The following is a 12,752-nucleotide window of genomic DNA, read 5'->3' as shown; positions in this document are numbered from 1 at the left end:
TTGCCTGACTGTCCTTGTCTGCTACAATCTTTCGGCGCCACAATGGTTGTGGCTGCCCCAGAGTTGTTGCGTCTGTGATGATGATCAGAGCCGACAACACGTTCCCGGACAACGGCTCGGATCAAGGGCGACCGAGAAGGCGTACCGCAGCGACGATTTTCATCGATGTCGTCGGATATTCCCGGCTGATGGGAAGCGACGAGGAAGGCACGCATCAACGCTGGATGTCGATGCGATCGGACATTATCGAGCCGCGCGTCGCTTCATGTGCTGGCGAGGTAATCAAGAGTACCGGTGACGGCTTACTGCTGGAGTTCAGGAATCCGGTTGACGCAATCAGGTTCGCACTCGACACGCAGATCCATCTGGCGGAATCGTCATCTGCCGGCGGTAATCTGCTGCAGTTAAGGATGTCGGCAAATGTTGGCGACGTCATCGCTGAGCGTGACGACATCTATGGGGACGGAGTCAATATTACAGCCCGGCTTCAGGAATTCGCCGGCCCGGGCGGGGTCGTGATTTCCGGAGCCATTCACGATCAGGTTAAGGATCATCTGCGCTACCAAGCCGCCGACCTGGGATTCCTCACGCTCAAGAATATCGAACGGCGCGTCCGAGCATTCAAGATAGCGCACCACGACCTGCGAGCTCCAACAATCTCGGTGGCTCATTCGCTCAAGCCGTCCGTGGCGGTCTTGCCGCTGCAGATGCTCGGCCTTCAGGCGGCGGATGCCTATCTCGCGCAGGGAATCGTCCACGATATCGTCGCCTCGCTGGCGGGTATTCGCGAATTGTTCGTCGTATCCAGCACGTCCACACTTGGATTCACCGACCCCACCGTCGACCCTGCTGCCGTTTGCCATCGTCTTGGCGTGCGATATCTCGTCACGGGAACGCTCAAGCGTAACGGCGAGATACTACGGATGCGGGTGGAGTTGATCGATGTCGATACGAGGTCCATGCTGTGGACCAATCAGTACGAGGCGTCGATCGGCCAGTTGTTCGATGTGCAGGAGAAGATCGCAACGAGTATCGCATACGCGCTCCTGCCGCATATCCATATCTCCGAGCTGCAGCATGCCGAGCGCAAGGCGCCGCAGAGCATGAACGCTTACGACCTGGTCCTGCAGGGCATGTATCGCCTGTATCGCCTCGGTCATGACGACATGCTTGCGGCGCGAAGCCTGTTCGAACTCGCCCTCGATCATGATCCGCAATATGCGGCGGCCTATGCCCTGATGGCAAAATGGTACATCCTGCACATCGGCGAGGGTCATTCGACCGACTTCAAAGCCGATTCCTGTGAGGCATTGCGGCTTGCGTCGCGCGCGCTCGAGTTCGAACCGTCGGACCCAGTGGCGCTCGCGATCTTCGGTCACATCAATTCGTTTCTGTTCGGCGCGTATGACCGCGCCCTCGATGCTTTCGACCGTGCAATCGGGGGAACGCCCAACTCCGCCATTGCGTGGTCCCTGAGCGCATCGACATACTGCTATCTCGGCGATGGACCGCGTGCCGTGGCGCGCGCATCTTACGGCATATCGCTGTCGCCGCTCGATCCGTACGCCTATTTCTATCAGTCGGCGCTCACCAACGCGCACTACACCAATGAGACCTTCGACGATGCCGTGCATTGGGGCACGAAGGTCATGGCAGCTGCTCCGCAGTTTGCCGCGAATCTGCGGCTTCTTGCCGCGAGCCTCGTAGCCGCCGGTTCTCTCGAGCGGGCGCGCGAAGTTGGCGCCGCGCACATGAGGATCGATTCCACGTTCTCGGTTGAGAAATATTGCAGTTGGTACCCGATCAAGCAGCCGGACCGGCTCGCTCTACTTGCTGAACGATTGATTGAAGCTGGGTTGCCTCGCTGACGGCGCGATAAGTGCGCCGTAGTTATTGGCGGCTTCCTACAAGATACAGGTTCCCGCAGAACAGCTCTGGAGGATGACATGGGCATGGGCATGGGAATGGGGATGGGCATGGGGATGGGTATGGGCATGGGTATGGGAATGGGCATGGGCATGGGCATGGGGATGGGGATGGGGATGGCCTTCGGTGCCACACCACCCGAACTCGGCTTCCGACCCCTGACCTTGCAGTACGACCTCGGGCCGAACACGGACCCGAGCTTTCCGGAGAAATTGCTGCTCAAGGAATGCTGGAAAGACAGGGTCGGCCCATGGGATCCCGACGTCCTTTGTTTGCTCTCTCTCACGGAGTTCATAAGGGATACCGATTGGGACACGATCTACACGGACATCGCCGCGGAGCGGCCGACCCTGCTCGCCTGGCACCCGAGCAAGCCGGACTATCAGGATTTTGTGGCCTGCGAGATCATGCAACTTCAGCTGCTCATGCAGACCGATCGCGAGCGCTACATGGGCGAAATCGTTGCGCAGCATGACAATGCGCCCGGATACTGGGTGAGCCTGATGGCGGTCAATAATGGTGAGCACCACCATACGCTGGTGGTCATGAATCTTGCCGTCCGAATCGGCCAGATCGTGGCGGCCTTTTACAAGGACTACTACAAGCGACCGCGGCCATCGTACGCCTGCCCAGGCTTGCTGCCGGCCTTCGGCCCACCAGCACATGCTTCATTTCCAAGCGGTCATTCCTTGCAGAGCTGGCTCATGTCTCTGTTCCTGGAGGAGGTCGCGTGTTCCTACAAGTGTGAACTCGAATGGCTTGCTGAGAGAGTCGCAGTGAACCGCGAGCGAGCGGGGGTGCACTATCGAAGCGATACTGAGGCAGGAAAGTTCATTGCCGAAAAGTGCAAGGCAAAGATCATGGCTCTGCCCGCCACCTCCAAGATCAAGAAACTTTTCGCGGAGGCCAAGAAGGAATGGAGCCAGCCAACGCCCGCGCCCGCTCCGGTCTAAGCGGCATTGCCGGAGGTCATGACGGGTCGATCTTGCGGCAACGCCGGTCCAGACCGGCGCAGGCTCTACGAAAGGGTCCACTCCCGATAACCGAGATTGTTGTCGGCGCGGACAATATCCGCGACGACCACGGGACCGGTAGCACATGGCAGGGTGGACCCCGTATCGATGTTGCTGCGGTCGCCTGCGCCCGTCGCGCGGGCGAGCAAAGCGTTTCTCTTCCCGGCCTGTGGTGTCCATCTGAAGGGTCCGAATTTCACCGAGGCCCCATTGGGTACGTAGCGCTGAGTCGTGTCGCCATCGAGCAGCTCCCAGCCGGTCGATGCGGTATCCCAGACATCGGCAGCATCGTCAGTGGCCGCGAACACGCTGACCGTCGCACCGTTCGCCGGCTGGGCGCCGCGGTTGCGGAGAATGACGTAGACATAGTTGACATAGCCCGGGCGCGGCACCTCATGTGGCGCGCTGTCACCCTCGCTGTGCTGGACCCATAGAACCTCGGGAAGCGCTGACCAAGGTTCGCTGTATTGGTAATCTCCCTTGCGTCCATCGTCGACGTAAATATCGATCGGCGGTGCGCTGCCCGGCTTGTTTTGGCCGGGCGAAGAGGCCTGATACAGACCCTGTTGCTCGAAAGTCCAGCGGACAACCTTGTGCAGCATTCCGCCGCGCCGTGTCGATCCCTCATAGTCGAGATCGGGCGTGCCGACATCTGCGTCCATGAGGGCGGTCGCGAATTGGGTCGCTTCGCCTGTCGGCTCGGTTTCAACGGCCCCGAGCGAAGCTATGGCGCGGACGATGAGGTAAGCAGTGTAATATGCGGCCGCCCGGCGGCGCTCGAGGTCCGGCTCGCGTGCCGGATTGCTGAGAACCGCATCACCGCCCGCGGCGAGATAGAGCCGGAACAGAGTGCTCGACAGGATCTGCTCGGAATTGTAGCCGGCGGGATCACGGGCGCCGTAAGTGGGTGCGGGTTTCTCATAGAGCGTACCGCTCCAGCCCCAGCCTTGCTCGACCTTGCGGTCGTGCCGCCGCAACGGCAGCTGGACAAAGGGGAACGTCACCCCACGCCACGCCTTCGGGAGCTTCGACGCCGGATCACACATGATCGCTCCGAGCGCGTCGCCGGCGCTGTGAGCGAAATCGAATTCGGTCGATCCGGTCGCGGCAAGGATCAGGACATGACAGAACTCGTGCCATACGAAGCGCACGTCGGCGACGAGCCCCAAGGGGTGCTTCCAGGTGTCCGAAAGATCTGCGAGGGCAAACAGCATCGCGACGTTCCAGGGTCGCTGTGCCGTGTCGCCCAGAAACGGCGTTACGTAGGCATTGATGCCGCGGCCGTCACGTGCACCGGGCCCCGCCAGGAGCTTGGCCCGATGATCGACGGTCAGAGGCAGTCTGACATCATGGAAGTGATCTTGCAGGCCGAAGCCGAATCCGCGGATCAGTCGCATCATGGAATCGCAATGACAGTAGGCGCTGACCGCAGCGAATTCATTCGTTCGAGCCGAGAAGGCGAATGGGGCTACCTGCTCCGGCGGATTGTATTTCTCGCCGAGCGCAGCCGGCTTGCGGACCGTTACCCGCGGACCGGACAGCCTGAGCTGTCCGCCACCGGCGTGTTCGAGGTCAAGCAGTGCAACGGGGTCGCGCTGTTGGTCGAGAGTGGCGCCGCCGCTGTCAGGTCGTATGTCGAACGCGCCTGTCTTACTGGAGGGATCACTAAGGAAGGCATACCCAGCGCACGCCGACGCGATTGGGGTCTTGCGAATAAGCCTGGCCGCGAGAGGATCAAAAAGGACCCGGTGCGCAATCGAGTCGCCGCTCGCCACCGGCAGGAAAACCGTGGCGCTGGCCGCCAAGCCAAGCCCGCCATTCTCGTACACGGTGCTGGGCTCGCTTCGATGATACGCAACGAGTCGTCCATCTGCGATCGCGTCCGGCGGCACAAAGCCTAGGACAGGGCCGAGCCAGCCTGCGATCTGTTCCGCGCCAAGGCTGTCGGCCCACTCCGGATTGAAATCGCGAAATGCCCTTTCCGCGAAGCCCGGCTTGATCGACAGATTGGCGTGCATGAGTAACGTTGATCGGGCACTGGTGATCTGCCACCGGCCTGCCTGCCGCCCGTAATGTGCGACGAGACGCATGCTGCCACCCTGAACATCGGGGACGAAATCAATACCCTTGACCTTGATCGGAATTGTTTGCTGACACCAGACGACCGTCGTCTCGACATCGCCGTTGCGCTTCAGCTCGCGCGGCTGTGACCATCGAAATCTTGATTTGTCGGATCGCCCGGGTCCGTTTGAGTCGGCCGTGTGGTCGAGGTGGTCCAAATCGCCGTCGCTGAGCGGCAGCAAAGGCGGATCGGTGTGGGACGCCAGCCTCAGATACGCGAGCGCGGCTCGCTTCGCTGACACGTCAGGGTCGGCCACCGCCGGCGTCTGCAGATGGCGCAACTCACGAACAACCCCGTCCGCATCCTTCTCAATCAGAAGATCTGGTTCTTGCGGAAGATTCATAGCTCACCTCAAGGGGTCTCGATCTCCGGCACGACGGAGCCGAGCATGCCTCCCCGGATTGAGCAACGCAAGGCTCGTTCCGCTTGCTTGCAAAAGTGGTGGAAGGTCAGACCCCTATGACGAGGGAAGAGGCGATTTCCTCGCCGTTCATGGGCGGCTTCTGACGGCAAACCAAAGGTCTCGCGGACCGAGAGCCGCTCTGGCGCTGCCGCCGATCATCGAGTCAGGGCGCGGGACCGCCTCGTCATGCCTTTCGCAGTGGTCGCGCGAAGCTGAGCTCGTGGCCGTCGGGGTCGGTGACATGGAAGTAGCGCTCGCCCCATTCGGCATCGCGCGGCGTGGTCGACGGCTGCCATCCCGCGGCGCGCGCCTGCTCATAGGTCGCGTCGACGTCGGCGACATGGAAGATGACGCGGCCCCACCAGGACCAGCGCCTGTCATCCGGCTGCGCCGTCAGGTTGAGATAGCCGCTGCCGGCGCGAAAGCTCGTGAATGCTGCGGCTTCGCCGCCATACAGCAGCTCGAACCCGAGCGAGCGGTAGAAGTGCACGGCGCGCGCCATGTCATGGGTGCCGAGCGTGATGGCGCTGATGCTGTCGATCATGTGAGCTGCTCCGCCAGGAGGGATTGGGCCGCGATTGTACAGCCGCCTTGTTCAGCTTGACGATGGTCCGGCCCGCCTTGCGGCTTGGCGAACCGCATCCTGCTCTGCTATGAGGGGGCCGAACCTGCAACTGTGGGGTTCCGCGGTCCCGTAGCTCAGCCGGATAGAGCGGCGGTTTCCTAAACCGTAGGTCGGAAGTTCGAGTCTTCCCGGGATCGCCATTTTCATCTTCCTCTCGTATCGCGTATCAGGCCGAGATCCGCGCAAAGCGCTTGCGATATTCGGCGGGCGTCACGCCGACATGGCGGGCGAACGCGCGGCGCAGCGTGTCCGCGTCGGCAAAGCCGCAATGCAGGGCCACCTGCTTGGGCGCTTCGTTTCCGAGCTCCAGCAGGCGCCTCGCGGCGTTGACGCGGGCCTCCTCGACCCAGGTTGCGGGGGTAATTCCGACTTCGGCACGGAATAGCCGCGCAAAGTGACGCGGGCTGATGTCCATGCGCGCCGCGAGGCTCGCGACGCTGTGGTCCAGTCCAGGATTGGCGGCGACCCAGCGCTGCAGTTCCTGCAGTGCGGCACGGCCGGCGGGGACGGTCTCGCCCTTGCGGCTGAACTGCATTTGTCCGCCCGGGCGCTTGAAGAACATGACGAGCTGGCTCGCAACCTTCATCGCCGTCTCGCGCCCGAGATCCTCCTCGACGAGGGCGAGCGCGAGATCCAGCCCCGCCGTGACACCGGCAGCCGTGCGAAGCTTGCCGTCGGTGACGTAGATCGCGTCCTTGTCCACGGTGACTGACGGGAATTTTTCGGCAAGTCGGTTGGCGACTGCCCAGTGTGTCGTGACTCGTCTACCGTCGAGGAGTCCCGCTGCTGCAAGGAAGAAGGCGCCGCTGCAAACCGACCCGAAGCGCCGGGTCCTGGTCGCCCGCCGGCGGAGCCAATCGGTCACGACGCCGTCAGCCGGCACGTCGGCGGCGTGCGGGCATCCCGCGATCAGCAATGTGTCGATGCTCTCCTGGAAGCCGCGATCGATGATCCGGTCCGGCATCAGTCGCACGCCTGAAGAGCTGTGGATCGGGCCGGGCTCCGCCCCAGCCACCAAAAGCACATAGGCCTGATGGCCGGCCTGCACGTTGGCCTCGGCGAAGACGTCGAGCGGCCCCGCCACGTCGAGAAGCTGCACCCCGGGCAACGCCACGATCACAACTGTCCTCGGTTTCGGCTTCCCGCTCATGTCCGCCTCGGTCGGTATTTGTCCGATTTGGACGTATTACGTCAATTGAAGACATGATAGCGCGGATTTAGCTTGCGGGCGACCAGAGATTTTCAGGAGACCCTCATGCCACAGATTGCCAAAGCCGCCGCCATTCTCGACAGCAAGCTTGCGCGCGCCATCACCGACTACATCCGTGACACCGAGACGGACCTGCTCTTCAACCATTCCAGCCGCGTCTATCATTTCGGCGCGCTGGCCGGCATTCGCCGCGGGCTGAAATTCGACCGCGAGCTGCTCTATGCCGGTGCGATGTTCCACGACATCGGCCTGATGCCGGGCCATGGCAGCAAGCACGAACGATTCGAAGTGGACGGCGCGCACGCCGCTCGTGACTTCCTGCGCAGCCATGGCATCTCCGAAGCCGACGCCTACACGGTCTGGACCGCGATCGCGTTGCACACGACGCCGGGCGTGCCGCAGCACATGCATCCGGTCGTCGCTCTGGTGACAGCCGGCGTCGAGATGGACGTTCTCGGCCTCACCTACGAGGATTATTCCGACGAGGAACGCGAGGCGGTGGTGGAGGCGTTTCCGCGAACGCCGCGCTTCAAGGAAGACATCATCCAGGCGTTCTACGACGGCATCAAGCACAGGCCGGATACCACCTTCGGCAACGTCAAGGCCGACGTCATCGCCGACAAGGAGCCGCATTTCCATCGCGGCAACTTCTGCAGCGTCATCCGCGGCTCGCATTGGCACGGCTGAGCCGCCGCTCGGCGCTGCCGCGCGGCCCTACCGCCTCTTTCTCCAAATCACCGATCGGGAATTATCACATGAGCGACAAACCACCCTATCTCACGCACGCGACCGGCGCTCCCGTCAGCGACAACCTGAACATCATGACCGCGGGCCGTCGTGGCCCCGCTCTTCTCCAGGACATCTGGCTGATCGAGAAGCTGGCTCATTTCGACCGCGAAGTGATCCCCGAGCGGCGGATGCATGCCAAGGGATCGGGTGCCTTCGGCACCTTCACCGTAACCCATTGACATCACCCGCTATACCAGGGCGAAGATCTTCTCGCAGATCGGAAAGCAGACGCCGATGTTCGCACGCTTCTCGACCGTCGCCGGTGAACGCGGCGCGGCCGACGCCGAGCGCGACATCCGCGGCTTTGCGCTCAAGTTCTACACCGAGGAAGGCAACTGGGACATGGTGGGCAACAACACCCCCGTGTTCTTCTTCCGCGATCCCCTGCGTTTCCCCGACCTCAATCACGCGATCAAGCGCGACCCGCGTACGGGGATGCGTAGCGCCGACAACAATTGGGATTTCTGGACGCTGCTGCCGGAGGCGCTGCATCAGGTCACCATCGTCATGAGCGAGCGCGGCATTCCGAAGAGCTATCGTCACATGCACGGGTTCGGCAGCCATACCTACAGTTTCCTCAACGCTGCCAATGAGCGGACCTGGGTGAAGTTTCACTTCCGCACGCAGCAGGGCATCGAGAACCTGACGGACGCCGAGGCCGAGGCGCTCGTCGGCAAGGACCGCGAGTCTCATCAACGCGACCTGTTCGGGAGCATCGAGCGCGGTGAATTTCCACGCTGGACTCTGTTCGTGCAGGTCATGACCGATGAAGAAGCCAAAGCGTTTCCGTTCAACCCGTTCGATCTGACCAAGGTCTGGCCCAAGGCGGACTTTCCGCTGATCGAGGTCGGTTATTTCGAGTTGAACCGGAACCCCGAAAACGTCTTCGCCGAGGTCGAGCAGGCGTCCTTCTCGCCGGCCCATGTCGTGCCCGGCATCGGCTTCTCGCCCGACAAGATGCTGCAGGCTCGTCTGTTCTCATATGGAGACGCGGCGCGCTATCGCCTCGGCGTCAACCATCACCTGATTCCAGTCAATGCCCCAAAATGTCCGTATCACAGCTACCATCGCGACGGCGCAATGCGGACGGACGGCAATCTGGGGAGAACGCCGACCTATTTCCCTAACAGCCACGACGAGTGGACCGATCAGCCCGATCTCAACGAGCCACCGCTGGAGATAGACGGCGCAGCCGCCCACTGGGATCATCGCGTCGACGACGACCACTATCAGCAGCCCGGAGACCTGTTCCGCAAGATGAACGCGGCGCAGCGGCAGGTCCTGTTCGACAATACGGCACGCGCCCTTGGCAGTGCAGCCGTCCACATCCAGGAGCGCCACATCGCGAACTGCACGAAAGCCGATCCGGCCTATGGCGCCGGTGTCCGCAAAGCGCTGATGCGTCTTGCCACGGTTCGCTTTGAATAGGTGCATCGACAGCAGCCCCGGACGAGATGGCATCTGCGTCGCAGGTCGGCGTGTGGCTCCTACCGGGACCGCTGATTTGTCATGGGTCTTCGTCTCGGTTTGCCAGGACTCCGGCGCAAAAATTGCTAGAAGTGTGGGGATTCCCTCCTCTCGGCTGACCAGTCGGCCGCCTCATAGCCAGATCCGGAGACAACGATGCCTTTCGACTTGATCCTGCGCGGGGGGCGGGTGATCGACCCGTCCCAGAAGCTCGATGCCGTGACCGATGTCGCCTTTGCCGGCGGCAAGGTCGCTGCGATCGGCAGCGGGCTCAAGGCCGATCCGGGCACGGAGGTGCGCGACGTCTCTCAGCTCATCGTGACGCCGGGGCTGATTGATCTGCACACCCATGTCTATTGGGGTGGCACCTCGCTCGGCATCGATGCCGAGGAATTCTGCCGCGCCTCCGGCGTCACCACGGCGGTCGACACCGGCAGCGCAGGTCCCGGCAACTTCGCCGGCTTCCGCAAGCATGTCATCGAGCCGAGCCAGGTTCGCATCCTCGCTTACTTGCACGTCTCGCATGCCGGCATCTTCGGCTTCTCGCACCGGATCATGGTCGGCGAGAGCGAGGAGTTGCGGCTGATGAATCCGATCGAGGCGGCCAAGGTCGCCGATGCCAACCGCGATCTCATCGTCGGCATCAAGGTGCGCGTGGGCCTGCACTCATCGGGCACGTCGGGGGCTGTGCCGCTCGATATCGCGCTGGAGGTTGCGAACGAGGTCGGCATGCCGCTGATGGCGCATATCGATCATCCGCCGCCGAGCTACGAGGACGTGCTGGCCCGCCTGCGGCCCGGCGACGTGCTGACCCATGCCTTCCGTCCATTCCCCAACACGCCCGCGACCGCGCAAGGCACGGTGAAGAAGGCGGTGCTGGATGCGCGCGAGCGCGGCGTGTTGTTCGACATCGGCCATGGCAAGGGCTCGTTCGCCTTCAAGACCGCGCGCGCGATGCTCGCCAACGGCTTCTATCCGGACACGATCTCCTCCGACATCCACCAGCTCTGCATCGACGGCCCGGCCTACGACCAGGTCACGACCATGTCGAAATTCCTGTGCATGGGCATGGAGCTGCCGGACGTGATCGCGGCCTCGACGGTGAACGCGGCGATGGCGCTGCGTCGCCCCGAGCTCGGCAGCCTCAAGCCGGGCAGCGTCGGCGACGCCACGCTGATCTCGGTCAAGCAGGGCCAGTTCGACTATGAAGGACGTGGTCGGCGAGCACCTGATCGGTGACCGCAAGATCGCCTCGGAAGGCGTCGTCATCGGCGGCCGCTGGTGGCATCCGAATTGAGCGCCCACGGATCGAGAGGTGCATCAGGGCGCGCTGTCAGTCGCGTCCCGCCTCCATGATCGCCCTGGCGAGCCTTGCCGGATCGGAGAAGCACAGCTCGTGGCTTCCGGGCACCTGCACCAGGCGGAACAGGCCGAGTTTCTCCGACAGACGCGGATGCCAGCCATAGCTGTGCGGCAGCGCGGTGTCTTCGGTGCAGTTGATGTAGGATTTGGCCAGCTGCATCTCCGCCGGATTGATCTTGAGCGCGATCTTGTCGGTGAAGGTCGCCAGCGGATGCGGATTGAGGACGTCGTAGGCGCGCTGCGCCAGCTCGATATCGGCATCGTTGATGAAGGCCTCGCGCCAGATCGGGAAGGGCAACACCACCGAGCCGTCGCCGCGTTCGGCCGCGATCGCGTCGAACAGTCCGATATAGTGCGGCGGCACCATGTCGTTGAGGCATTCGCCGTCGTTGGGCACGAACGCATTCCAGTAGACCAGCCGGCGGATGCGCTCGGGCGCGAGGTCGGCGACGCCGGTGATGATCATGCCGCCATAGGAATGGCCCAGCAGGATGACGTCCTTGAGATTGTTTTCGGCGAGATAGTCGGCGATCGACTGGATCGCCTCCTTCAGCCCGGTCGTCTTGGCATCGCCCGGGCGGTTGCCCTTGATGGTGGGGGTATGGACCTGGTGGCCGGCCGCGCGGATCGTCGCGGCGACTGGCTCGAACTCGGCGCCGGTGTGCCAGGCGCCGTGGACGAGAACGTAGGTCGACATGTTGTGGCTCCTCCAGAGGATGTGGTTAGATTGAGGCCGTGCCGCTTCGACCGGTGCGGTGCTGCCGCGCGTCAATTGTGGACTGGCGACTGATTTGCCGCTTGGCTGGAAGTGAACCGGATTGGTCTCGGAGTGAACCGATGCAGCAGATCGAGCGCGCCGTTCCGTCACGTCAATCGGCCTGGAATACTGCGGGCGTGCGGCCGACCGAGCAATTCGCCTATTATCGCGAGGCGATCTGCCAGGCCTTCATGAATCTGACGCCGGAGCCGGCGGCCGCAGCCGGCTTTCCTGCCAGCGTCGAGCACGTCCGTCTCGGCGATGCCGCGATCAACCGCGTCAGCTTTCCCGAGCACGTGGTGCGGCGCTCTGCGGCCGACATCGCGGCATCCGACCGCAGTTGTTTCTACCTCAACCTGAAGCTGCAGGGCCGCTGTCGCATTCAGCAGGGGGATCGCGAGATCAGCCTGTCGCCCGGACAGGTCGGTATCTTCGACAGCGACCGGCGGTTTGCGCTCCTGCACGATCGGGGTCCGCAATTGCGCGTCGCCTCGTTCTGGGTGCCGGCCGAGGCTTTGCGCGAACGGCTGCCGGCTTCGTTCGACGTCGCCGCGGCGCGGGTCTCCGACGATCCGTTCGTCGGCCATCTCATCGTCGAGACCGCGCGCACGCTCAGCGGCGGCGCGCTGCGGATGAGCGAAGATGAGGGCGTGCGGCTGTTCCGGGCGTTGATGGAACTGGTCGCCGTGAGCCTGTCGCGGCGCAGCCGGGCAGGCGCTGCGGAGTCCGAGTGTCTTGCCGACGCAACCACGCTGGCGTTGAAGCGTGCCATTCACCGGCGGCTCCGTGAGCCCGGCCTTGCGGTTGCCGATGTCGCCGAGGTCGTGGGCATCAGCGAGCGCTACGTGCACAAGCTGCTGGCACGATCAGGCTCCAGCTTCACCGACTACGTCATCGACCATCGGCTCGACGGCGCGGCCAGGGATCTCAGGGATCCCGCAACGGCGGACCGTGCGATCGGCACCATCGCGTTCGACTGGGGCTTTTCGGACCTCTCCCACTTCACCCGGCGCTTCAAGCAGCGCTTCGGCTGCCGGCCGCGCGACTGGCGCGCGAAGGCGAGCAGCTGACGCCTGGG

General features: G+C 63.1%; 8 protein-coding genes, 1 tRNA gene and 2 pseudogenes. 7 read left to right on the top strand and 4 right to left on the bottom strand.

Features of this window, described 5'->3' with window-relative positions; translation table 11 throughout:
- Positions 1-77: 77 nt before the first annotated feature.
- Together ABIA42_RS31035 and ABIA42_RS31030 are read left to right on the top strand one after the other, a co-directional pair.
- Positions 78-1,868 (top strand): adenylate/guanylate cyclase domain-containing protein, encoded by a 1,791-nt coding sequence (locus tag ABIA42_RS31035; RefSeq protein ID WP_271531280.1) that lies wholly within the window; start codon positions 78-80, stop codon positions 1,866-1,868.
- Between the two features lie 78 nt (positions 1,869-1,946).
- Entirely contained in the window at positions 1,947-2,879 is a 933-nt protein-coding gene (locus tag ABIA42_RS31030) for a phosphatase PAP2 family protein (protein ID WP_370117999.1), read from the top strand.
- Positions 2,880-2,944: 65 nt separating this feature from the next.
- Here the strand turns inward: ABIA42_RS31030 and ABIA42_RS31025 are convergent, their stop codons facing one another.
- The gene (locus tag ABIA42_RS31025; protein ID WP_370118002.1) at positions 2,945-5,404 is read right to left on the bottom strand and encodes a hypothetical protein; all 2,460 of its coding nucleotides are present in this window, start codon (positions 5,402-5,404) and stop codon (positions 2,945-2,947) included.
- A 244-nt stretch (positions 5,405-5,648) separates the two neighbouring features.
- Positions 5,649-6,008, bottom strand: a complete 360-nt coding sequence (locus ABIA42_RS31020) for a VOC family protein (protein WP_370118005.1) — start codon at positions 6,006-6,008, stop codon at positions 5,649-5,651.
- Positions 6,009-6,152: 144 nt separating this feature from the next.
- On the opposite strand from ABIA42_RS31020, the gene ABIA42_RS31015 reads away from it, so the two are divergent.
- Positions 6,153-6,229, top strand: a tRNA-Arg gene (locus tag ABIA42_RS31015).
- Positions 6,230-6,255: 26 nt separating this feature from the next.
- Here ABIA42_RS31015 and ABIA42_RS31010 read toward each other — a convergent pair.
- On the bottom strand, positions 6,256-7,239 hold the full coding sequence (locus ABIA42_RS31010; protein ID WP_370118008.1) for a GlxA family transcriptional regulator: 984 nt from the start codon (positions 7,237-7,239) through the stop codon (positions 6,256-6,258).
- A 105-nt stretch (positions 7,240-7,344) separates the two neighbouring features.
- Between ABIA42_RS31010 and ABIA42_RS31005 the strand changes: the two genes are divergently transcribed.
- The 3 genes and pseudogenes from ABIA42_RS31005 to ABIA42_RS30995 all read left to right on the top strand — a co-directional run bounded on the left by ABIA42_RS31005 (position 7,345) and on the right by ABIA42_RS30995 (position 10,852).
- Positions 7,345-7,986 (top strand): HD domain-containing protein, encoded by a 642-nt coding sequence (locus ABIA42_RS31005; protein WP_370118011.1) that lies wholly within the window; start codon positions 7,345-7,347, stop codon positions 7,984-7,986.
- 68 nt (positions 7,987-8,054) lie between these two features.
- Positions 8,055-9,516 (top strand): annotated as a pseudogene (locus tag ABIA42_RS31000) (catalase).
- A 195-nt stretch (positions 9,517-9,711) separates the two neighbouring features.
- Positions 9,712-10,852, top strand: a pseudogene (locus ABIA42_RS30995) (amidohydrolase/deacetylase family metallohydrolase).
- 36 nt (positions 10,853-10,888) lie between these two features.
- Here ABIA42_RS30995 and ABIA42_RS30990 read toward each other — a convergent pair.
- On the bottom strand, positions 10,889-11,614 hold the full coding sequence (locus ABIA42_RS30990) for an alpha/beta fold hydrolase (RefSeq protein WP_370118017.1): 726 nt from the start codon (positions 11,612-11,614) through the stop codon (positions 10,889-10,891).
- A gap of 140 nt (positions 11,615-11,754) precedes the next feature.
- On the opposite strand from ABIA42_RS30990, the gene ABIA42_RS30985 reads away from it, so the two are divergent.
- Complete coding sequence (locus tag ABIA42_RS30985; protein ID WP_370118020.1) at positions 11,755-12,744, top strand: helix-turn-helix domain-containing protein; 990 nt, start codon at positions 11,755-11,757, stop codon at positions 12,742-12,744.
- The last annotated feature ends 8 nt before the right edge of the window (positions 12,745-12,752 follow it).

This window comes from Bradyrhizobium sp. USDA 327, assembly GCF_041262065.1.
Lineage (GTDB): Bacteria > Pseudomonadota > Alphaproteobacteria > Rhizobiales > Xanthobacteraceae > Bradyrhizobium > Bradyrhizobium liaoningense.
Note: the sequence above shows the minus strand (reverse complement) of the source record. Positions and strands in the feature narration are given on the sequence as shown.

Coding starts and splice junctions, on each gene's coding strand:
- ABIA42_RS31035 (WP_271531280.1), top strand. CDS start 78: ATGATGATCAGAGCCGACAACACGTTCCCGGACAACGGCTCGGATCAA.
- ABIA42_RS31030 (WP_370117999.1), top strand. CDS start 1,947: ATGGGCATGGGCATGGGAATGGGGATGGGCATGGGGATGGGTATGGGC.
- ABIA42_RS31025 (WP_370118002.1), bottom strand. CDS start 5,404: ATGAATCTTCCGCAAGAACCAGATCTTCTGATTGAGAAGGATGCGGAC.
- ABIA42_RS31020 (WP_370118005.1), bottom strand. CDS start 6,008: ATGATCGACAGCATCAGCGCCATCACGCTCGGCACCCATGACATGGCG.
- ABIA42_RS31010 (WP_370118008.1), bottom strand. CDS start 7,239: ATGAGCGGGAAGCCGAAACCGAGGACAGTTGTGATCGTGGCGTTGCCC.
- ABIA42_RS31005 (WP_370118011.1), top strand. CDS start 7,345: ATGCCACAGATTGCCAAAGCCGCCGCCATTCTCGACAGCAAGCTTGCG.
- ABIA42_RS30990 (WP_370118017.1), bottom strand. CDS start 11,614: ATGTCGACCTACGTTCTCGTCCACGGCGCCTGGCACACCGGCGCCGAG.
- ABIA42_RS30985 (WP_370118020.1), top strand. CDS start 11,755: ATGCAGCAGATCGAGCGCGCCGTTCCGTCACGTCAATCGGCCTGGAAT.